This window comes from Rheinheimera sp. UJ51 (assembly GCF_020819615.1).
GTDB lineage: Bacteria > Pseudomonadota > Gammaproteobacteria > Enterobacterales > Alteromonadaceae > Alishewanella > Alishewanella maricola.
In genome coordinates this window covers 143,265-165,614 of sequence record NZ_JAJHOG010000003.1, presented here as the reverse complement: position 1 = coordinate 165,614, position 22,350 = coordinate 143,265, and the positions used below count along the sequence as shown (strand labels likewise).

Here is a 22,350-nt window from a genome sequence, read left to right as displayed (position 1 = left end):
TGCGTGAGATCTCGATTTACATAAAGTGTTTAAATCCTAACCCTAACTAACCCGCAGAGGTTGCTATGTTAAGTTCATCACTCTTCAATCAACAGCGCTTAGCGGAAACCCCGAGGCAAACACCGCAACTAAATAAGCCACAGCCTGTTTCGCAAGCGAATCCGGCCTTAATGCAAGCCTTGATGCTGTTTCGCAGCCATCAACTCAGTGATCTGGATAAAGCCACTTTGATGGATCGGGTAGACGTTAAATTTATGCTACCTAGTGCATTTTTACCGTCATTGTTAACACAATTACAGCAGTATTACAGTGTCTTGGAAATCGGTGGTCAACGGGTGTCACGCTATTACAATCGCTATTTAGACACAGCCCATTTCGACTTTTATTACAGCCACCACAATGGCAAATTAAACCGTTTTAAAGTCAGACAACGCAGTTACCTTGATACGCACAGCCACTTTTTAGAAGTGAAGTTTAAAAACAATAAAAAACGCACCATAAAATCACGCATTCCCTGCGCTGATCTTTTAGAAAATCAGGACATCACGCACGCCTTTATGGCGAAACACATGCAAACGCCATTAAGCAATTTGCAGATCAGCCAAGTGAGTGGTTATCAGCGGATCGCGCTTGCTAATGAAGCCAGTGCTGAGCGTTTAACCTTGGATTTTAATCTGTGGTTTCAAGCCGATAAAACCAGCCAGCCGCTTAGCTTATCGCAGTTTTTTATTGCGGAATTAAAGCAATTTAAACGCTCTAAATTGTCACCGTTTTACCAACTGATGGCAAAAAACCATATTTATCCGGTGTCATTTAGCAAATATTGCATTGGCTGTGCCTTGCTGTATCCCAACCAACTTAAAACCAATGCCTTTAAACCAACCTTGACGCTTATCGACAAGTTTGCGGCTATTCAATCAAACACTTTCAACTGGGTTAATTAATATGATTTCTTTAGATTTGGCTTTTATTATCAAGCTAGTTATCAACATCTTATCTATCGCCGTACTTTGCTATGGCTGTTATTACCGCTTACATAAAAACAGCGAAGTGGCTGGCTCTTTTTTATTGTTTGGCATCGGCATTTTTATCATTACTAACTTATTGCATGGCGTTGATATGTCGATGGAGTTTGCCTTTGGCTTATTTGCAGTTTTTACCATGCTGCGCTATCGCACTGATGCCATTTCAATTAAAGAAATGACCTACCTGTTTTTAGTCATCGCCATTGCGTTACTCACCGCTGTTAGCAATTTGGCCATTATCGAATTATTGCTACTCAATGGTTTAATTTGTTTTGCGGCCTTTATCATTGATATGCGTTTTTTAAGAAGCCGTTATCGTACCCAAACTGTCTCTTATGAGCGGATCGAAAATATTAAACCGCAAAACAAAGCTCTGCTGCTGGCAGACTTATACCAACGCACCGGCTTACAGGTAATAGCGGTAGATATTCTGCATATCGATTTTTTAAAAGATACCGCAGAACTCAAGCTTTCCTATTTACCTTGTACTGCCACAGCCCATGCAAAAACGCCGATAGCAAGCGGTAACATGGTAAAAGCATCATGAGAATAGCGTTATTGCTCAGTAGCCTGCTGTTGTTAAGTCAAACCAGCTATGCAGCTACGCCAAGCTGGCCAGAGGTGGCGTTTTCTGGCGATATCATGCTGGATTACGATAACTACGCGGCCAACTTTTTAGAAAAAGCCACCACAGGTGATGCTGACGCAGAGTTGCGGCGCTTTCGGCTTAAAGCAGAAAGCGATCTTAATCGCCATTGGCAAGCCAAGCTCAGTATTGAGTTGAGCGATGGGCTATCCATAAAAGATGCTTGGCTAAACTACAGCGGCTGGCAATTCGCCGATATGACCTTCGGTCTGCAAAAAGAGCCTTTTGGCTTAGCGCAGTTAACCAGTTCCAGTAATTTGCTGTTAATCGAGCGCAGTGTGGTTAGCGAAGCGCTTTCGCCAAGCAGAGCCCATGGCGTAAAGCTATCGAATACTTTTGGCAATCTAAACTGGCAACTGGGTTATTTTATCCATGATCAAGATGAGCAAGAGCGGGCCATAACCGGCAGGATCAGTTGGGCCGCCTATGCTACTGACGACAGTTTACTGCATGTCGGCAGCTCTTTTAGTCAACGTGATTATCAGGGTAGTCTATTCAGAATTAACGAAACTCTACAGGTTCATAGCGCTGATTCATTAATCGAGGGCACCGCCTTTAACGCCAATAACGCTTGGTTAACCGCTCTAGATATGCTTTGGCAACACAAGGGTTTTATGCTTTTGGCTGAGTGGCAGCAAACTGACATCAACAGTACTTTTGCTCAGCAATATCAATATAGTGGGGGGTATTTTGAGATGAGCTATTTACTCTCGGGACAGAACAGAAAGTATAAAAATGGCAGTTTAGGTGGCATCAGTCGCAAAAAAGACTGGGAGCTAACGGCAGGCATCAGCAGGTTCAACCTGACACAAGAGCAAAGCCGCGCCACAGTATATTCTGTTGGTTTAAATTATTACCCCAGTAAAAACATTAAGCTGATGGCGAATATCTTAAACGCTGAGTATATCGAACAAGCTAAAGCGCTTGGCTCCGGTAACGCCGTTTCGTTACGAACCCAGCTAAACTTTTAAAGCAGCACAGGGTCAAGCAAGTGAGAGAGTAAAACCTGGTACTTGTTCAGTCAAAGCACCAGGTAAAAGCCTAATAGTTACTCAAATTGCTCGGCGTGATCGAGCTCGGTTTTCAAGCGCTTGCTTTCATCGGCTCTTGGTCTGGCAAAGCGTGCTAAGGCTAAGTACAACACGGGTGTCAGGTATAGCGTGAATAACACGGCAATCCCTAAACCACCGAAGACCACCCAACCAATGGCATTGCGCGCTTCAGCACCCGCACCGGTAGATAAAATCAGCGGTAAAGCACCCAGTAAAGTAGAAAGCAGCGTCATGGTGATGGGGCGCAAACGAATACTGGCCGCGCGCTCTACTGCTTGGCGTACCTCAAGACCTTGATCACGCAACTGATCAGCAAACTCGACTAACAAAATAGCGTTTTTGGCGAGTAAGCCAATTAGCATCACCAAGCCAATTTGCGAGTAAATATTGATAGAAGTACCGGTTAAAAACAGCGCAAATAGCGCCGCGGCAATACCAAATGGCACCGTGGCCATCACCACCACCGCACTGTTTACGCTTTCAAACTGCGCGGCTAATACCAACAACACGATGACAAAAGCCAGCACATAAGTCATGGTGACTTCGCGGGCCGTTTCCTCAAACGTCTGGGCTTCACCCAAAAAGATTAAGCCAATATTATCGGGTAAATGTTGCTCCGCCAGCTCACGCAACTGCGCTACCGCTTCTTGCAGCGGCAATTCTGGCGGTAATTCCAGATCCAGCTCAATAGCACGGCGCTGCGCTTGGCGTTCAAGTTCAGCGGCAACTCCCTCTTCAGAGATAGTGGCTAGGCTTGATAACGGCACTAAGCCGCCATCGCGAGAACCCACATATAAATTGGCCAGATCAGACGGATCGTTAATTTTCGAGGTTTGTGCTTGCAAGATAATCGGTACAGCTTGATCGCCAACATTTAAGTCGGCCAAATCATCGCCATTAATGGCCACTCTTAAGGTGGTGGCGATATCGGATAACGGCACACCTAATTCTTGCGCCCGACGGCGGTCAATGTTCACTCTAAGCTGAGGCTGGGTCGGTTGATACGAAATCCGTGGCATACCCAGTTCGGGGATCTGCTGCTGGATCACATTGGCAAACGCTTGGGCTGCAGCAAAGATTTCACTGTAGCTTTGCCCAGTTAAAGCCAATTCCAGCCCACCGCCTTGGCCACGTAAATTCAAACTGTTTGAACCAAAAGCCCGCGCTGGCGCACCCGGTATCGCAGCCAATGGCCCACGGATCTCATTAATAATCTCTTGTTGTGAGCGCTTACGCTCATCCCAGTGTTTTAATGGCACCGTAATAAAGGTGAGGTTAGGATCCCACTGGCCGACAACCGTATAAATAGAGTCAATATCACCGCCGTTGACATAAGGCAGCAAAATATCTTCCATTTTGTCCGCTTGACGATCCATAAAATTCAAGCCCACTCCATCGGGGCCGCGAGCAAACACGCGGATGCTACCGCGATCTTCCGTGGGCAGCAGCTCGTTATCCAGCACACTCACCACACTCAGTGCGGCTGTTGCAGCTAGCACGCTGGCTAAAAATACCCACCATGCTTTATCAAGGGCAAAGTGTAAGCTGCGTTGATACCCCTGCAAAATTCGATGACCCCATGCCGCCAAACGCGATTGACCGCCGCTTTTTATCGGTAGCCTCGCGGTTAATGCGGGTACCAGTGATAAAGCCACAAAAGACGAAATAATTACCGCGATGGCCAAGACACCGCCAAACTCGCGGAATAACTGACCAGCGGTAGAAGGTAAAAAGGCAATGGGCACAAACACCGCAACGAGAACCGCCGTGGTCGCAACCACGGCAAAGAACACTTCACGCGTGCCAATAACTGCCGCTGCCCGCGCGCCCAAACCCATAGCTCGGCGCCGCTGAATGTTTTCGGTTACCACGATGGCATCGTCCACAATCAAACCGGTGGCTAAAACAAGCGCAAGCAAGGTTAAGATATTAATTGAAAAACCCATTAACCAAATGGCTGCTAAAGCCCCAATCAGCGACACAGGGATCGACAAAGCCGGAACGATGGTAGCGCGGCCAGAGCCGATAAACAGCCACAAGGTGGCAATAACCATTAAGATGGTCAGCACCAAGGAGGTCAACACTTCTTTCACCGAACTGCGGATAAACTCGGCATCATCTGAGGTCACTTGTAACTCTAAATCAGGGAAGCGGTTTTCCAGTTGCTTCACCATGGCTAACACTTCGTCTGAGATCTCAATGGTATTGGAGCGAGCCTGTCGGATCACTCCTAACCCAATGACCGGTTTACCATCTAGCCGAACTAAACTGCCTGCATCTGCCGGGCCAAAATACACGGTGGCCACATCGCCAATTCGGGTGTTATCACTGACAATAATATCGGCAATTTGCTCTGCGGTAATCGACGTAGCATCTGCGCGCACGATAAGCTGCTGATCGGTGGATTTCATGCTACCCGCAGGCACATCAAAAGGCGCTAAGCGCAGTGCGGCTGCCACATCAGTAACCGATAAATTAAAACTGGTTAAACGCAGTGGGTCGAGTAAAACGCGCAGCACGCGTTCGCGGTCGCCATTTAAGCGTACATCAGCCACACCGGGAATGCTTAAAAACATCGGTGCTAAATCTGTTTCAACGCGCTCGGTTAAGCTTTCCAGATCCAAGGTTTTACTCGACACGGCTAAACTCACCACCGACTCCGCATCATTATCCGCTTTGATAATGGCTAAACGTTCCACACCATTCGGTAATTCGCGCTGCACCCGACTGACGGCTTCACGTGTTTCATTGGCAGCGTCATCTAAATTAATACCGGGTCTAAACTCAACGCGAATGCGAGCACTGCCCTCTTCGCTTGAGGCATTAATCGATTTAACGCCACTGACCCGTGCCACTGCCCCTTCTAGTTTACTGGTGACTTCGGTATCCACGGTTTCTGGCGAACCGCCGGGGTAAGCGGCCGTTACGGACACTATTGGTCTGTCGACATCAGGTAATTCTCGTACCTCAATGGCATTTAACGCCGCTAAACCCGCGATGATAATCAGCAGATTTAACACCACAATTAACACGGGGCGGCGGATCGATAACGACGGTAAATCGTTCTGGATATTCGGCTGGCTCATAAGACACTACCCTCGGTAGCAACAGCGGTTACTGCTTGGCCATTGCGTAAGCTCTGCACGCCTTCAACGATGAGCATATCACCGGCGTTTAAAGCGCCCGCGACTAATAAACGGCCGCTGAGTCGCTGCATAATTTGTACATCAACCCGCACCGCTTTGTTATCTTGCATGAGCCAAACATAAGCACTGGTTGCCCCCCACAGTAGCGCGGCTTCTGGCACCACGGCGTAGCTATCACCCTTCAGCTCTAAAATCACTCGAAAGCTCATGCCCGGCCGATACTGGTCTTGGGCGTTATCAAGCAGGGCTCTGGCACGAATGCTACGATTAGCGGTATCGATACGTGAATCCACTTGGCTGATGAGTGCCGCTATTGTTTCGCCTTGCGATAACCAAGGCTGTAACGACACTGAACCCTGTGCCGATAAAATGGGTAAAGCGGCTTCTGGCGCCACAAAATTAACCAGTAATTGTTCACGATTATCCAAAGTGGTGATCGGGGTTTGCAAGGTGATGCGATCGCCCGCTTCGACATCCGTTAGCCCTACTACGCCGCTAAAGGGTGCGCGTACCGTTCGATCTTCTAGATTGGTTTTGGCTTCGGCCATTTGTACTTTTAATAAGTCGCGGTTAGTAATAGCGTCATCTAAATCACTTTGCGCGATAGCGCCGCGCTGGCGACTTTCTTGTAAACGGTTAACGGTGCGCTCGGCATCCGCTAATTGGATTGTGGCACGGTCCACGGCGACTTGTTGCCGGCGATCGTCTAATTGCAGCAACACATCACCCTGCTCAACGAATTGTCCGGGTAAAAAATTAACTGCGGTGACTTTATCGGCAACAGCAGGATAAATCACCACTGAACGCACGGCCTCGGCTGTACCCACCGCTTCGATGCGGCTGCTTTGCTGCTCGAAACTCAATGGCATCACAATAACTTGTGCAGCCTGCCCTCCCCTAGCTTGCTGTGCCTGTGCCGGGCTAAAAAAGACAATAGCCAAACTGACTATGATTAGCCGAAAAAGTGTCATGTGAAATCCTTTGCATAATTAAGTTAACCCAAACGATACGCACTTTTTAACGGTGATGATCAAAAAAGGCTGTTTATACGCGATAAACAGCCCTTTTGAGGAGATAGCTGGTCAGTATGGTCGTACTGGCTTAGCTCGCTTTGACTTGAGCAATCCAATTGTTGACGCGTTTTTCCAGCACCGCTAGCGGCAAGGCACCGCCGCCAAGCACGGTGTCATGGAAAGCGCGAATATCGAAACGCTCACCCAGTTGCTGCTGCGCGTGGCTGCGTAACTCCAGTATTTTGATCATGCCAATTTTATAGGCGGTCGCTTGCCCAGGCCACACAATATAACGGCGAACTTCTGATCGCACCGCTTCGTTGGCTATCGGGGTTTTCGCTAAGAAGTATTCAATAGCCTCTTGCTCGGTCCAGCCTTTGCTGTGTAAACCGGTATCTACCACCAAACGCACTGCGCGCCAAATCTCGGTAATTAAACGGCCAAAATCTGAATAAGGGTTTTCATAAGCGCCCATTTCTTTCGCTAACAATTCTGAATACAGCGCCCAACCTTCGACATAAGCAGTAAAACCGGTTTGGGTACGGAAAGTCGGCACCGAGGTCAGCTCTTGTGCAATAGAGATTTGCATATGGTGGCCAGGGCTACCCTCATGATAAGCGATGGCTTCCATTTCGTTTTTTGGCATGGCGCGCATATCAGATAAGTGCGCGTAGTAAATACCCGGTCTGGCGCCATCAGGCGTGCCAGGAAAATAATGCTGCGCTGCGCCTGGCTGCTCACGGAATGCCTCTACCCGTTTCACGACCAATCCGGCCTTGGGTAAAATGCCAAAATACTCAGGTAATTTTTCTTCAATAAAAGCCAGATATTGCCGGGAGTCGGCTAGGTAGCCTTCCCGGCCTTCATCGGTATTGGGATAGTAAAATTGATCGTCAGCTTTAATAAATTTGAAAAAGGCCGCCAGATCACCGTCAAACCCCACCTGATCTTTAATGGCAATCATCTCTTTGGTCAGGCGTTCAACTTCATCTAAGCCAATCTGATGAATTTGCTCAGCGGTTAATGAAGTGGTAGTGGAGACGTTTAACATGTAATCGTAATAAGCGACGCCGTTTTTTTGCTTACCTACGCCGGTAGCTATCTCATCGGTCTTGCTGACATCTTCTGCTAACCATTGCTTTAATGCGGTATAAGACGGTAAAAAGTGCTGTTGCAGTGCCAGTTTGGCTTCATGAGTGAGTTGCTCGGCTTCTTTATCACTGAGTTTATCCGCGCTGGTCAGTGCGGCGATCTTCGCTTTCGCATCGCTCCACAATGGAATATCTTGCGGCGCATCGAGCAATGGCGCCCCGGTGATCAAATTATCGATTTGCTCAATGATCCCTTCATAGGCAAAGCGTGGCGCCCGAAAATCGTCCGCAGCATTGGCCTTGGTGCGCTCCAGTAATTGCATAATCGCTCGGCTGATCCCTTCGATGCGCGACACATAGGCCTGCATATCTTCTTTGTTATCCACTTTGTGAAAATTAATCAGCATTTGCGGTAACAACGCATGCATACCTTGCATCTGGTTGAACACATAGGTGTTCTTTCGAAATTGCACGCCGTTTTTTGCTTGTTCGTACTGATAAACCCAGATGTCGTAAGAGGTTTGTGCTTCTAAATCAAGTTGGCTGTAATCAAAACTGCTGGTCAGTTCTGCCACGGTGGCCGCTAACCAAGCCAATTGCGCCTCTTCTGCTGCAATTGAGACATCATCGACTTGGTTGTATAAGTCTTTGCGCCCCAACATGGTCAAACGTAACGGACTTTGCTGTAACTGTTCTTCGTACTTAGTTTCAAACCACTGATTCAGTCGTGCTGTTTCAGAAATGTGTGGTTGTGCGGCTACGGTGTCTACAGTTTGACTAGTTTGTGTGGTTGGCGCTTCGCCACAACCGGCCAAAAAAGCGGCTAAACCTATAGCAATTAAAGACTTACGCATGGTTAAAATCCTTGTTGAGGAGCTGATGTCCTCTCAAGACTAACGCGTATAAGCCGGTTAGTCTAAAGAATTTGTGTTGCAGAGTGTTGCTAGAAAGGTGCTAAGCCTTGCGCTGGCGATAACAAAGGGCTGCGCCTGGCGGCAAACAGCCTAAAGCCCAGTTTAATACTTGGCAATGTCTGGTAAGTCGCCACTGTTACCCAGCGCAGCCGCCATCAGCTTTTGTTTCAAACCTGGCAGTTTATCGGCCAGTAACAAGCCTGCACCACGTAATAATTTCAGTGCCGGTTGCTTGTTACTAAAACCCCGTTTAAAGGCTTCCATCGTGGCGATCATGCTTTGCGCTTCGGCTTTACGCCAGCGCTGATAAGCCAGTAATGCACGAGGCTCAGCCAAGGCTTTACCGCTTTGCAGTTGCTTTTCAATAATTTGCGCTAACGCGGCCACATCCATTAAACCTAAATTCATACCTTGGCCCGCCAAAGGGTGAATGCTATGCGCAGCATCGGCCACTAACACAACCCGCCCCCGCACCCACTCACTGGCATAGCGCATGGTCAACGGGAAATTATGCCGCTCGCTTGTCAGCGTTAAACAGCCCAAGGCGCTTTGGCTTGCCGCCGTAAGCGCCTGATTAAAGGCGTGATTGTCTAAGGCCAGTAACTGCTCTGCCCGTGCCGTGTCGGCACTCCAAACAATCGAGCATTGCTGTGCATCGGGTAAGGGTAACAGTGCTAGCGGCCCAGTGGGTAAAAACACTTGCCGCGCCACGCCTTGATGTGGTTCTTGGCAATGAATACGCGCCACAATCGCCTGTTGCTGATAATCCCAATGCGTTAACGGTAGCTGTTGCTGCTGCCGTACAAAAGAATTGACCCCATCAGCGCCCACCAGTAACTGACTTAATAAAATGTCACCGCTGGCGAGCTGCACTAACACTTCGCGCTCGGTTTGCGCCAGTTGGCTAATCTTTGCTTGAAAGAAACACTGCACATTATTGTGTGTTTGTAGCTGCTGATATAACTGCTGGCGGATCCCTTCGTTATCGCAGATCCAACCCAGTTGCGGCAACTGCGGTGGCTCTGCACTAAATTCAATACGTCCAAAGCTATCAGCTTCCCACACTGCCATCGACGAGTAAGCCGCCGCTTGCGCCATAATAGGGTCTGCCACACCTAAGTGGCTGAGTAAACGCATTGAAGCCGGGTTTAACGCACTGACCCGCTGATAGGTTAACTCGGACGATGTTGGCGCAGCGCCCTGCTCGACTAAAGCAATCTTTAAACCTAAGGGCGCCAATAACAACGCCAAGGTAAGCCCCGCACTGCCGCCACCGACGATAGTAATATCAAGATTTTGCATAAGAGGTTCCATAGCCCATGGTTTGCCGTGCTAATGGCTGTTTTAACTGATCATTCAGTAATAATGCTAACAACCCCATATTGCGCGCCAAGGCAATTAAACGAGAGCGATTCGAAAAGCTGCGCACCAGCGCATCAGTCAGTTGGATCACTTGCGCCATATCGGCTTGTCGCGCCAGCTGATAACGGCGTAACTGCGGGTAAGTGCCCACTTCTTCTAAAGTACCACTGGCAAGCAGATCGCTTAAACAAGCAATGTCGCGTAAGGCTAAGTTAAAGCCCTGTCCGGCAATCGGGTGCAAGCTGTGTAAGCTATTACCTAGCAACGCCAACCGATGCCCGACCACTTGCGGGCTTTGTCGCAGCACCAAGGGATAACATGCTCGCTGACCACAGCCAGTAAATTGCCCTGCACGATAGCCAAAGGCTTGTTGTAGTTTTGCCAAAAAATCAGGCTCAGACAAAGCCATTAGCTGCTCGGCCTGCTCAGGGCTAACGGTCCAAACGACTGAATAGCGATTATCGACTAACGGCAGCAAAGCTAAAGGCCCATGCTCGGTAAAACGTTCATAAGCTTTATGCTGATGGCGCTGGGCAATAGCCACATTACAAATGATCGCGGTTTGCTGATAAGGCTGTTCACTTTGCGTAATACCGGCAAGTTGACGAGTAGCCGATTGACCACCTTCGGCAATGACCAGTAAACGAGCAGCAATGGCGCTGCCATCTTGTAAAGTCAGTTGTTGCTGCGCTTTACCGCTTTGCAGTTGACTAATTTGATTGGGTTGATAACGCGTGATTTGCGGATAGTGCGCCAACTTCGCCGTTAATACCGCGCCTAGGTGTTCTACTTCGACAACTTGGCCTAATGCCGGTAAGCGATATTCTGCAGCTGATAGCCAAGTTTTACCGAAATGGCCGCGATCGGATACGGCGATCTGTAAAATAGGGCAGCTGTGGCGGGCTAATTCCGCCCAAATACCTAATTGCTGAAGCTGTTCGACACTGGCCGCAGCCAAAGCAATACTGCGGCTGTCAAAACTGGCTTGCGGCGCGCTGGCCGCTTGCTGCTCGACTATCGCGATAGTCAGTTCGGGGCAACGCTGGGCAATGCTCAACGCCAGCATAGAGCCTGCCATACCGCCACCGGCAATAACCAAATCAAAGTTTGCTGCGCCCTGCGGGCTGGATGCCTGCTCTGGCGCGGCTGAAGGCTCTATGATTTTCATGCAAGCACTTTTCCTAGCAAATTAGCCGGTTTATCAGATGAAACAGGCTTCACTTCATTAACTGCTCTATCTCGGTAATGCTTTTTACACAGCTGGCGGTAAGGTTCTCGTAGCCATCAGCCGTTACCAAAATATTGTCTTCAATTCGCACCGCAAGCCCCCACCATTTTGCGGCGGCGGCACAACCGGCAGGAAAATACAGACCCGGTTCAATGGTTAACACCATACCGGCGACAAAGGGTCGATCTTGCCCGGCGATTTTATAAGCCCCGACGTCATGCACATCTAAACCTAGCCAATGACCAATACCGTGCATGAAGTATTGTTTACAGGCTTTTTGCTGAATAAGTTCAGTTAACTCACCTTGTAATATACCCAGCTCAACTAAGCCCGTGGTTAAGATTTGTTCCGCTAAAGAGTTTAAATCGGCAAAGGTACAACCGGGTTTCACGGCAGCAATACACGCAAGTTGTGCATCTAACACCAACTGATAAATGGCTGCTTGCTCAGGTGTAAAACGCCCATTGACCGGAAAGGTACGGCTAATGTCGGCAGCATAACCTTGCAACTCACAGCCGGCGTCAATCAATACTAAGCTGTTATCCGCCAACTGACTGGCATTTTCAACATAGTGCAAAATACAGCCATTTTCGCCACTACCAACGATGCTGTTGTACGCGGGGAAACGTGCGCCCTGACGGGCAAATTCATGCAAAATCTCCGCTTCCAGCTGATATTCCCAGGCACCGACCTGACAAAAACGCATCGCACGCTGATGCGCTTGGCTGCTGATCTGCGCCGCTTGCCGCATAATGTGCAATTCTTCCGGCTGCTTAACCAAGCGTTGTTCACTACTGAGCGGTCGTAAATCGTGCCATGCCGTCGGAGCACTGTCGCCACGCTTTTCGCGCTGCCGCAACACCGCCATGATCTGACTAATTTGCTGCTCTAAGCCTGGGTGTTCACCTAAATTAAGATATACCGCCGTTTTACCATTTAACGCCTGAGTAAGCTGTGTTTGCTGCTCGGTTTGACTACAGGCCTGAAGCCCCAGTGTTTTAAGCGCCGCTGCGGGGCCTAAGCGTCGACCTTGCCACATTTCAGCGAAAGCATCTTTGTCGCGGCACAGCAGTAAACTGGTGGTGTCAGCATCGGTTGCTTTGCTTAAAATCAGTAAGGCTTCCGGCTCGTTAAAGCCGGTGTAATACCAAAAATCGCTGTGCTGGCGAAAGGGATATTCGGTGTCACGACTGCGCGTTTGCTCTGAAGCCGCGGCGATAATCGCCACACTGTGCTCGGGTAGTTGCGCAAGCAGTTGTTGACGACGTTGCTGAAAATATTCGGGTAACATAAAGCCTCGGTTTGGGTCATCTGCCAAGCTGTATTTGGCCTAAGCGCACCTTACGCTTAGCCTAAAACGCCCATCAACAGATTAATGCAGTGTTTTACTTACAGGGCCTTTATCTTGAAACTTTTGCCCGACATCGTTAAAGCAACTGAACACCATTAACCGAATATGTTCGAGTACCATGTAATAAGCTTCTTCGTTTTCTTCAGCACTGCTATCAGAGCTGGTAGTAAGATCCACTTTGGTCACTTCGGTCAATTGCTCTACCGCTTCGCGCACATCTTCTGACACTAAAGACAGATCCGTTTGCTGCACCGCAAAACCAACTAAAAAGGCTTGTGTCCATTCCACCATGGCTTCTAACCGTTCAACCAAGGCATCATCTTCGTTGGGCAGCAATAGTGCAAAATCGTATTCACCGCTTTGTAAACTGATGGCAGTATTGCTAATTAACTGCTGGACGTCGGCTTTTAGCGCTGCGGGTAAAGCCTGACCATCATTTAAAAAATCGTACAACACGGCTAAGAAGTCAGCCGATTTCGCAGATAAGCCACCGCTGAGTAAACCACTAATTAAACCATGCAGCTCGGCGGCCGATGCCATCACATGGGCTTGCTCAAGTGCCGTACTCCAACGATCATAGCTGTGAATCAAAGAACCGGGCATAGCACCCCTCGCCTAAAAAAATCAAAGTAGCTTATGCTAACACCCCCACCCGTTTTGGCCAATACTGCTAGGGCTATGCTCTGCAGGCCAAAGTGCATAAACAAACAGCAAACAAACCGACAATTTATCGAATAATTTAGACAGCGCCGTTACGGATGTTATACTTAAGGCGTTCTCTGGGTTGTTTGTGTGCTTGTTGACGTCCCTGAGCCGATAATTGTTTTACCTAGGGATGCTTTTGCGTTGCTTTTGTGCAGGCCCGGCTTGTACTGGGAAGCCTACGGTGACCATTGGCCTTCCGCCTTGAACCTTGGGTTCAAGGGCTTAAATAAGTTACGGCAACTTGGAGAACACTTACAAACCGCCTCAGGCTCAGCGGTTTGTCTTTGCCATTCCGATTTTGCGAGGCTGCAGCAAGACATGTTAAGTCGTCAGCAATTGCGTACAGAAATGCGACAGCGTCGCCAAGCCCTTTCTGCCGCAACCCAACATAGCGCCGCCCTTGCGCTCTGCCAGCAAATCCTTAGCCAACCTGACATCATGTGCCAACAACACTTTGCTTTATACCTAAGCAACGATGCCGAAATTAATACCAGCCCATTAATCAACGCCTTACTCGACGCTAATAAACAGCTGTATTTACCGGTACTGCATCCTTTTGTCAGTGGCTATTTGTTATTTCAGCATTACTTGCCTTCAATGCCGATGCGAACAAACAAATTCGGTATTGCCGAGCCCGCTTGGCATTGCCAACACATTAAACCGGTGGCCGAGCTCGATGTTATTTTTACACCCTTAGTCGCTTTCGATGATCGTGGCCAACGCTTGGGTATGGGCGGTGGTTTTTACGATCGTACGCTTGCGCCGTTAAATCATCTCGCTGCGCCAGCGCGCACACCGCAATTAATTGGTTTAGCGCATAATTGCCAGCAATGGCCTGAATTACCGATAGCGCCCTGGGATCAGCCCATGGCGGCTATCGCGACACCTTCACATTTTTGGCGTTTTAACGCCGACTGAGCAGACAGAGCAAAAGCAACACTGTCTTTTTTTAACACAGCCGATATAATATCCATCTGTATGGCTAAACGTATAAAGTAGATAAGCAATGACTCAAGATGAAATGAAACGAAATGCTGCCCGCTCAGCACTGGCTTTTATCCCTGAGAACTCCATTGTCGGTGTCGGTACCGGCTCTACCGTGAATCATTTTATCGATGCCTTAGCCGAGATTAAGCATAAAATCACTGGCGCTGTGTCTAGCTCGGAGCAATCCACAGCACGATTAACCGCGCTGGGTATTCCGGTGTTCGACTTAAATGACGTGGCTAGCTTTAATGTGTATATCGATGGCGCTGACGAAATTAACCCGCAGCGCCATATGATTAAAGGTGGCGGTGCCGCATTGACTCGCGAAAAAATTGTTGCCGCCGTAGCCGATACCTTTATTTGTATTGTTGATAGCAGCAAGCAAGTAGACGTGATGGGCCGTTTCCCGTTACCGGTTGAAGTGATCCCAATGGCCAGCGCCTATGTTAGCCGCGAATTAAGCAAACTGGGTGGCAAACCGGTTTTACGCCAAGGCGTAATTACAGATAACGGTAATCAGATCATTGATGTACACGGCTTAGCCATCACCGATCCGCTGCAACTAGAGCAACAATTAAACAATATTGTCGGCGTAGTTACCAACGGTATTTTTGCTCAGCGTAATGCCGATATCGTGCTGGTTGGCACAGCTAACGGCACCCAAACCTTAAAATAATAAAATGCAGCACCGAAGCTGCAGCAATACGACGACAATCATAGGCAGCATTTTTTAATTTAATTAAGCACAAGAGACGTGACATGGAAAAATTTTCGCTAGCAAAAGACAAGATTAAAATCCTGCTGCTCGAGGGTTTGCACCACAGTGCCGTACAAACCTTTAAAGATAATGGTTATACCAATATCGAGTATCTGAAGACTTCGTTACCAGAAGATGAGCTGATTGAGCGAATCAAAGATGCACATGTCATCGGTATTCGCTCGCGCACTCAGCTGACCGAGCCGGTATTAGATGCCGCCAATAAACTGATGGCGATTGGTTGTTTTTGTATTGGTACTAACCAAGTGGATCTGCATGCCGCGTTAACTCGCGCCATTCCGGTGTTTAATGCGCCCTTCTCTAACACGCGTTCGGTTGCCGAGTTAGTATTAGGCCAATTAATTATGCTGTTACGCGGTATTCCACAACGTAACGCCGCTGCCCATCGTGGCGAGTGGTTAAAAACGGCAGACCAATCGTTTGAAGCCCGCGGTAAAACCTTGGGGATTATTGGTTATGGCCATATCGGTACGCAGTTAGGTATCATGGCTGAAAATATCGGTATGCGCGTGCAATTTTATGATATCGAAAGCAAATTAGTGTTAGGTAACTCAACACAAGTTGATTTAGAAACCTTACTGAAAACCTCAGATGTGATCAGTTTGCATGTACCTGAAACCGTACAAACTCAAAACATGATTGGTGAAACAGAACTGGCGCTAATGAAACAAGGCGCGATCTTGATCAATGCTTCGCGCGGCACGGTGGTCGATATTCCGGCACTCACCGCTGCTTTAGAAAGCCAAAGGTTGGCCGGCGCCGCCATTGACGTCTTCCCTATCGAACCCAAAGGCAACAGCGAAGAGTTTGTTTCACCCCTGCGTCAATTTGATAATGTGATTTTGACTCCGCACATCGGTGGTTCAACCCAAGAAGCACAAGAAAACATTGGTTTTGAAGTGGCGGGTAAGCTGGTTAAATACAGTGACAATGGTTCAACACTATCCGCTGTTAACTTCCCTGAAGTATCACTACCTGAGCACAAAGGCCGCTCACGCTTGTTGCATATCCACAAAAACCAACCTGGTATGCTGACCAAGATCAACGAAGCTTTTGCAAGGCATAATATCAATATCTCTGGTCAGTACTTACAGACCGTACAAGAAATTGGTTATGTGGTAATTGATATTGATTCTGAAGATAGTGAACAGGCGTTAAATGAATTAAAAGCGATCCCAGGTACATTAAGAGCCCGTATCCTGCACTAATTGAACACCAACTAGTGAATGCGCTTAAAAAATGACCTTGAGTCTAATGCAAATCAGTTGAGCATGACCTGTTTGCTCTAAATCAACCGTTAAAGGCCATGGATGGCCGGACAAATTCGTTGGGAACGAGTTTGAACAGCTTTGCAGGCCCGGAAGGGTGAACTTCAGGAATGAAGATCATCATCGAGCCTCAGGGATGATTCATGGCGTGTTGATGTGAGCAAACTGCGTTATGCTAAACATTACACTGCTCGATATTAACCCTAAATCCCTTTTTTGTTTTGTTCAATACCTTAAAGCTTAGCTGTAACACTACTCATTTAAAAAGCATAAACCAGTGAAGCCGACGTTTCTGTATCTGTCGTTTCAGCATCGCCTTCAGGCTCAGAGTTATAGTTCACACTAAAACTTAAACGCATGCCTAAACGACCATTAATTTGCGATGTTAACGACGTGCGACTGGTAAATATCGAGTTATTGCCATCCAGCGATACGTTTCCCTCAAAAGTCTGCCGAAAGCGACTGCCTTTATACAACTCTTGATCGAAGTTGGCCGCTAAAAACCAGATTAAACCACGGCTAGTGTTACCCGATGCTGCTTCGCGATAGGCAAAACCCGGGCCGGTTTCTAAGTCTAAATAGTTAGCTTGGTGCTCATAAATACGGTTAGCATAACCTGTTACCAACTGCCCTTGCTGTTTAAAAGCCCCGAGCATGTCATAGGCATAAGCTGCACGGCCAAAGAATGACTGTGTACCACTTAGGAATTTATAATTGCTTTGCCCCGTGAACGCGTAACGCTTTATGGTCGTTTGGCTGGTCACATCACCGGTATCTGTATTGGTAAATTGATTTTTTTGTAACCGCCCCTGAAACTGATACTTATTCCGAAAATACTCAGTGTCATGCACCATTTCGGTGACCAGCCGCCAGCCTCGTGCTTCGGTATTTCCGTCGATAAACAAAAAGCCGAGTTCGATATCACCCGTAATGGTGCCCAAAATACCCAAATCGATAAATTCAGGCAACGTTCCCGCATCGTTCTCGGGTTCTTCGTTGGCGAGTACACTAAAGGACAGTAATCCGAGCAAAAGTATTAAAACAGGCATGTTAGGCGTAATTTCTTTATGGGGTTTCTAAGTAATGCTAGCGCCGAATCTTCAGACGCTAGCTCTGGCTAACCGCTTAGTTACTTTCAGCGCGTTGCTTTATATAGTCAAGTGCCAGTGTGATCCGCGCTAAAGCACGCTCTTTGCCGACTAAATACAACGTCTGATCCAAAGCAGGTGAGTTACCGCCACCGGTAACCGCCACACGCAATGGCATGCCGACTTTACCCATACCTAAACCCAATGCTTCTGCTGCTGCATTAATCGTTTGGTGGATATTGGCCGCATCCCATGTGCTGAGTTCAGCCAGTTTGGCTTGAACTAACGCTAAAGGTTCCGCTGCAACAATACGTAAATGCTTTTTCGCTGCATTTTCTTCAAACTCGCTGAAGTCTTCGTAAAAATAACGGCTGACTTCTACCAACTCTTTTAGCGTTTTTACCCGCTCAGCTTGCACGCTAATCACGTCAGTAAGCGCCGGGCCGTTTTCAGTATTCAACTTTTGCTCTGCCAGATGCCAAGCTAAGTGCTCAGCCACCTGCTCTGCTGGCAGCGTTTTCATATAATGCTGGTTAAGCCAAATCAGCTTGTCAGTATTAAAAGCAGAGGGTGCGCGGTTACAGGCAGACAAATCAAAGAGATCTTTTAATTCATCAATACTAAAAATTTCTTGATCGCCATGAGACCAGCCCAAACGCACTAAATAGTTTAATAACGCCTGCGGTAAGAAACCATTATCGCGATACTGCATCACGCCAACAGCGCCGTGGCGCTTGGATAAGCGCTTGCCGTCATCGCCTAATATCATCGGTACGTGTGCGTATTTTGGAATATCTGCACCCAATGCCGCTAAAATGTTCATTTGCCGAGGCGTATTGTTAACATGGTCATCACCGCGGATCACATGAGTAATCCCCATTTTCCAGTCATCTACCACTACGGTCAGGTTGTAAGTTGGGGTACCGTCGCTTCGAGCAATAATCAAATCGTCCAGCTCGGCATTAGCAATTTCAATGCGGCCTTTGATCATATCGTCAATTACCACTACACCATCTAGTGGGTTTTTAAAACGAATAACATAAGGCTTATCGCTCGGGTGATCGGTTCTGTCACGCCACATACCGTTGTATTTGGGTTTTTCCCCGGCGGCCATTTGCGCTTCACGCATGGCGTCTACTTCTTCAACAGTACAAAAGCACTTATAGGCTTTGCCTTCAGCTAATAATTGCGCAACCACCTCTTTATATAAATCAAACCGCTGAGTTTGATAATAAGGGCCTTCATCGTGATCCAGCCCCAACCACTGCATGCCTTCTAAAATGGCATCAACCGATGCCTGCGTTGAACGCTCTAAATCCGTATCTTCAATACGCAGGATAAATTTACCACCCTGCTTTTTAGCGTATAACCAGCTAAATAAGGCAGTACGAGCACCACCAACATGCAAATAACCGGTTGGGCTTGGGGCAAAACGAGTCACCAATGACATAATTTTTCCATATCTGACTGAACAAGCTATAAGCTGGCTATTGTAGCAATGCCAGCCGCAGGATGCACCAAAGCTGTCGTTGTTCATGCAGACTTTTTCGGCAATAGGCAAAATGCTGTTCACTTTTGCGGCAAGCGGTAGCATTTTCAGAAAATAAAGTTGACACTCTTTTCTTGCTGCCTATAATGAGCGCCATCACAGCGTGGATTGTTAGCTCAGCTGGGAGAGCACCGCCCTTACAAGGCGGGGGTCACTGGTTCGAACCCAGTACAATCCACCAATTTGATGTTTTAAACTTAAATGAGAGCACCGCCCGCTCTTTGCTAAGACAGGGTTGCCACTGATTTGAATTCAGTACAATCCACCAATTTGATGCTCCCTTCAGGTAAAACTGAAAACTGGATTGTTAGCTCAGCTGGGAGAGCACCGCCCTTACAAGGCGGGGGTCACTGGTTCGAACCCAGTACAATCCACCAATTCGATATCATATGTCCCATGGATTGTTAGCTCAGCTGGGAGAGCACCGCCCTTACAAGGCGGGGGTCACTGGTTCGAACCCAGTACAATCCACCAATTCTATGCTCCCTTCAGGTAAAACTGAAAACTGAATTGTTAGCTCAGCTGGGAGAGCACCGCCCGTTCTTTACCAAGACACGGTTGTCACTACTTCGCACCCAGTACAATCCACCAAATTTTTTGTAAACTTAAAAAAGAGCACCGCCCGCTCTTTGCTAAGACAGGGTTGCCACTGATTCAAACACAGTACAATCCACCAATTCGTTGTTATATGTCCCATGGATTGTTAGCTCAGCTGGGAGAGCACCGCCCTTACAAGGCGGGGGTCACTGGATCGAACCCAGTACAATCCACCAAATTCTATTTGAAACTCATCTAATCTATTGTCAGCTCAGCTGGGTGAGCACCGCCCGCTCTTTAGCGTATATGACTCTCTTTATCTACGTGTTTAAGTGCTACTCTACTAAAACGCATTAACTGGATTGACGTGGTGAATAACCGTTATTCTTCCTATGCTTAACTGCATGCCTATTACAGCTATCTAGTATCGTTTGCTGTTGTATACGTGCATCATCATCAATTAGCAGCAGGAAACCGCTTATGCCCCATTCCCACCACCATGGCACAGAAAACCTTGGCGATAGCAAACTACTTGTTGCCGTGGTCATCAATGTTTTACTCACCGTAGCGCAAATTGTTGGCGGTATCATCTCGGGCAGTTTATCGCTGATTGCCGATGCCCTGCATAATTTAAGTGATGCCGCTTCGCTGGGTATCGCCATCTTTGCCCGCAAGATAAGCCGTAAACCCGCCGATGAATTGAAAACCTTTGGCTATAAACGGGCCGAAGTGATTGCAGCGCTAATTAACCTCACCACCTTAATCATTATTGGCTTATATCTTATTTACGAAGCGTTATGGCGTTTAGCTGATCCACAAGAGATCGCCGGTTGGCTGGTGGTTATTGTGGCCAGTTTTGCGTTGCTAGTCGATGTGGTCACCGTGCTTCTGACGTATGCGCAATCAAAAAACAGTATGAACATTAAAGCCGCCTTTTTACATAATGTCTCCGATGCCCTCGCCTCCGTGGCAGTGATTATCGCCGGCACCTTAATTTTGCTTTACCAATGGTACTGGGTGGATACCTTGTTGACATTACTGATTGCCGGCTATGTGCTTTGGCAAGGTTTTAGCATGCTGCCTAAAGCTATCCATTTATTGATGGATGGCACACCTGAGCATATAGACATCCCACAGGTTATTACGGCCATGCAAGCGGTAGATGGCGTAACAAACGTGCATCATGTGCATATCTGGCAAGTCGATGAACAGCACAGTGCGCTTGAGGCGCATGTTGTGGTGGAAAACATGGATGTGGCAGCACTGGAGAAAATAAAAACCACCTTAAAAGCACTATTAGCCCGTGAGTTTCGTATAGGTCATTCCACCTTAGAATTCGAGCATGCCACCCTGACTAACTGCAATAACGCGCAAGTTTGTCATTAATTTTGCTATGCTTGTAATGAGATTTTAAAGCGGACTAGTCACTTCTTTGCCTTGTCCTGAGGAATACATGCATTTACCCACTGTTGTGATATTAGCTCTGGTAATAAACCTGATTGTGGGTTTTTATTTATACTTACTTTATCGGCGCAAACCCAAAGATCGCTGCTTTCGACTTTGGTCATTCTCATCCATCAGTTTTGTGCTGGGTGGCACGCTCGTCGCCTTACGCCCTTATGATATTGCCGCGTTTTTCACCTTCTTTGTTGCTGATTGCTTGTTGTTATTGGCGCCAATATTGGTGCTGGCGGGGCTCATTCAATTTTCACGTTTTCGCTATACTCGGCGCCGGCGCCAACACGCTTTTGTGCTGTTGGCACTGATCGTCATAGCATTGCTAAGTGTCTATCAGCATCCAGGTATCTTGAGTGTGCTGGTTGCGCTGGTCATCGGTGTCACCTTCTGTTTATGTGCCGTGTTGTTAGAAAAATCGGTAATCACCGAGCCAACCTTTACCCGCTCACTTCAAGGTATTTTTCTGCTGCATGCGCTGACCATGTTTACCCAGATAATGATGATCCTCTGGCAATGGCAATCTTTAGATATGAATGGCTTACCCGAAAGCTCGGTCTATACCCTGCTCAGCCATATCTTACTGACCACCTTTACCGCTTTATTGCTACCCTGGTTATGCTTTTTAAAACTGGAACGCAAACTCACCTTAAAGTCGCAACGCGATGGCTTAACCAAACTGGCCAATCGCGAGCATTTTTTCAATCAGGTGGAACGTTATTGGCAACAACAGCGCCCTCTGCCTGCCGTATTAATGATGATCGATATCGATTTCTTTAAAAAAATTAACGATAAATTTGGCCATGCGGTAGGCGATAGCGCAATTAAAGCCGTGGCACAGTTGTTATCTAAACAATTGCGTTGTAACGATATTATTGGCCGTATTGGCGGTGAAGAATATGCTGCACTGCTGATCGATCTGGATGAAGCCACCGCACTAAAAATTAGCCAACGACTCTGTGAACAAGTTGAAAAACAACTGCAATTTGTGGCTGATGCCAAGGTCGAACTGACCATCAGTATCGGTTTAGTGCATGTGGATACCTCACAACACGACTACGTGAGTGCGCTAAAAGCCGCAGATGAAGCGCTTTACAGCAGCAAGCGCGCTGGCAGAAATACCGTAACCCTCGGCGCAGTTGGGCTTTGACACCA

General features: G+C 47.7%; 17 protein-coding genes, 5 tRNA genes and 1 other RNA gene. 14 read left to right on the top strand and 9 right to left on the bottom strand.

Annotation, left to right across the window (positions count from 1 at the left end; all coding sequences use genetic code 11):
- The first annotated feature begins 65 nt into the window (after positions 1–65).
- Genes LMJ53_RS04815 through LMJ53_RS04805 form a run of 3 tightly spaced genes read left to right on the top strand, consistent with a single transcriptional unit; the run spans position 66 to position 2,642 of the window.
- Positions 66–944, top strand: coding sequence for a polyphosphate polymerase domain-containing protein (locus LMJ53_RS04815; RefSeq protein ID WP_229585047.1), 879 nt, complete (start codon positions 66–68; stop codon positions 942–944).
- Between the two features lies 1 nt (position 945).
- On the top strand, positions 946–1,572 hold the full coding sequence (locus tag LMJ53_RS04810) for a DUF4956 domain-containing protein (RefSeq protein ID WP_229585046.1): 627 nt from the start codon (positions 946–948) through the stop codon (positions 1,570–1,572).
- Entirely contained in the window at positions 1,569–2,642 is a 1,074-nt protein-coding gene (locus tag LMJ53_RS04805; protein WP_229585045.1) for an OprO/OprP family phosphate-selective porin, read from the top strand. The genes LMJ53_RS04810 and LMJ53_RS04805 overlap by 4 nt, the downstream gene beginning before the upstream one ends.
- A 77-nt stretch (positions 2,643–2,719) precedes the next feature.
- Here LMJ53_RS04805 and LMJ53_RS04800 read toward each other — a convergent pair whose 3' ends face one another.
- The 7 genes from LMJ53_RS04800 to LMJ53_RS04770 form a co-directional block, all read right to left on the bottom strand.
- Positions 2,720–5,809, bottom strand: a complete 3,090-nt coding sequence (locus tag LMJ53_RS04800; protein ID WP_229585044.1) for an efflux RND transporter permease subunit — start codon at positions 5,807–5,809, stop codon at positions 2,720–2,722.
- Positions 5,806–6,840 carry an efflux RND transporter periplasmic adaptor subunit gene (locus tag LMJ53_RS04795; RefSeq protein ID WP_229585043.1) on the bottom strand — a complete coding sequence of 345 codons (1,035 nt, stop codon included), beginning with the start codon at positions 6,838–6,840 and terminating at the stop codon, positions 5,806–5,808. Before LMJ53_RS04795 ends, LMJ53_RS04800 begins: the two co-directional genes overlap by 4 nt.
- Positions 6,841–6,970: 130 nt before the next feature.
- On the bottom strand, positions 6,971–8,827 hold the full coding sequence (locus LMJ53_RS04790) for a DUF885 domain-containing protein (protein ID WP_229585042.1): 1,857 nt from the start codon (positions 8,825–8,827) through the stop codon (positions 6,971–6,973).
- Between the two features lie 162 nt (positions 8,828–8,989).
- The gene (locus tag LMJ53_RS04785) at positions 8,990–10,189 is read right to left on the bottom strand and encodes an FAD-dependent monooxygenase (protein ID WP_229585041.1); all 1,200 of its coding nucleotides are present in this window, start codon (positions 10,187–10,189) and stop codon (positions 8,990–8,992) included.
- On the bottom strand, positions 10,176–11,417 hold the full coding sequence (gene ubiH, locus LMJ53_RS04780; RefSeq protein ID WP_229585040.1) for a 2-octaprenyl-6-methoxyphenyl hydroxylase: 1,242 nt from the start codon (positions 11,415–11,417) through the stop codon (positions 10,176–10,178). The genes LMJ53_RS04785 and ubiH overlap by 14 nt, the downstream gene beginning before the upstream one ends.
- A gap of 49 nt (positions 11,418–11,466) precedes the next feature.
- On the bottom strand, positions 11,467–12,768 hold the full coding sequence (pepP, locus tag LMJ53_RS04775; RefSeq protein ID WP_229585039.1) for a Xaa-Pro aminopeptidase: 1,302 nt from the start codon (positions 12,766–12,768) through the stop codon (positions 11,467–11,469).
- A gap of 81 nt (positions 12,769–12,849) precedes the next feature.
- The gene (locus LMJ53_RS04770; RefSeq protein ID WP_229585038.1) at positions 12,850–13,431 is read right to left on the bottom strand and encodes a UPF0149 family protein; all 582 of its coding nucleotides are present in this window, start codon (positions 13,429–13,431) and stop codon (positions 12,850–12,852) included.
- Positions 13,432–13,601: 170 nt separating this feature from the next.
- On the opposite strand from LMJ53_RS04770, the gene ssrS reads away from it, so the two are divergent.
- The 4 genes from ssrS to serA all read left to right on the top strand — a co-directional run bounded on the left by ssrS (position 13,602) and on the right by serA (position 16,506).
- Positions 13,602–13,785: non-coding RNA, 6S RNA (ssrS, locus tag LMJ53_RS04765), on the top strand.
- Positions 13,786–13,851: 66 nt separating this feature from the next.
- Positions 13,852–14,451, top strand: a complete 600-nt coding sequence (locus LMJ53_RS04760) for a 5-formyltetrahydrofolate cyclo-ligase (RefSeq protein ID WP_229585037.1) — start codon at positions 13,852–13,854, stop codon at positions 14,449–14,451.
- Between the two features lie 88 nt (positions 14,452–14,539).
- Positions 14,540–15,196, top strand: a complete 657-nt coding sequence (gene rpiA / locus LMJ53_RS04755) for a ribose-5-phosphate isomerase RpiA (protein WP_226749923.1) — start codon at positions 14,540–14,542, stop codon at positions 15,194–15,196.
- Positions 15,197–15,279: 83 nt separating this feature from the next.
- Positions 15,280–16,506, top strand: a complete 1,227-nt coding sequence (gene serA, locus LMJ53_RS04750; RefSeq protein ID WP_229585036.1) for a phosphoglycerate dehydrogenase — start codon at positions 15,280–15,282, stop codon at positions 16,504–16,506.
- Positions 16,507–16,826: 320 nt separating this feature from the next.
- Here serA and LMJ53_RS04745 read toward each other — a convergent pair whose 3' ends face one another.
- Complete coding sequence (locus tag LMJ53_RS04745) at positions 16,827–17,615, bottom strand: DUF481 domain-containing protein (RefSeq protein ID WP_226749921.1); 789 nt, start codon at positions 17,613–17,615, stop codon at positions 16,827–16,829.
- Positions 17,616–17,691: 76 nt separating this feature from the next.
- Positions 17,692–19,104, bottom strand: coding sequence for a glutamate--tRNA ligase (gene gltX, locus LMJ53_RS04740; protein ID WP_229585035.1), 1,413 nt, complete (start codon positions 19,102–19,104; stop codon positions 17,692–17,694).
- Between the two features lie 204 nt (positions 19,105–19,308).
- On the opposite strand from gltX, the gene LMJ53_RS04735 reads away from it, so the two are divergent.
- The 7 genes from LMJ53_RS04735 (at position 19,309) to LMJ53_RS04705 (ending at position 22,345) form a co-directional block, all read left to right on the top strand.
- A tRNA-Val gene (locus LMJ53_RS04735) sits at positions 19,309–19,384 on the top strand.
- Between the two features lie 120 nt (positions 19,385–19,504).
- Positions 19,505–19,580: transfer RNA gene (locus LMJ53_RS04730), tRNA-Val, on the top strand.
- 21 nt (positions 19,581–19,601) lie between these two features.
- Positions 19,602–19,677, top strand: a tRNA-Val gene (locus LMJ53_RS04725).
- A 33-nt stretch (positions 19,678–19,710) separates the two neighbouring features.
- Positions 19,711–19,794 (top strand) — tRNA-OTHER (locus LMJ53_RS04720).
- A 106-nt stretch (positions 19,795–19,900) separates the two neighbouring features.
- Positions 19,901–19,976 (top strand) — tRNA-Val (locus tag LMJ53_RS04715).
- A gap of 244 nt (positions 19,977–20,220) precedes the next feature.
- Entirely contained in the window at positions 20,221–21,126 is a 906-nt protein-coding gene (locus LMJ53_RS04710) for a cation diffusion facilitator family transporter (RefSeq protein WP_229585034.1), read from the top strand.
- Positions 21,127–21,193: 67 nt separating this feature from the next.
- Positions 21,194–22,345 (top strand): GGDEF domain-containing protein, encoded by a 1,152-nt coding sequence (locus LMJ53_RS04705; protein WP_229585033.1) that lies wholly within the window; start codon positions 21,194–21,196, stop codon positions 22,343–22,345.
- The last annotated feature ends 5 nt before the right edge of the window (positions 22,346–22,350 follow it).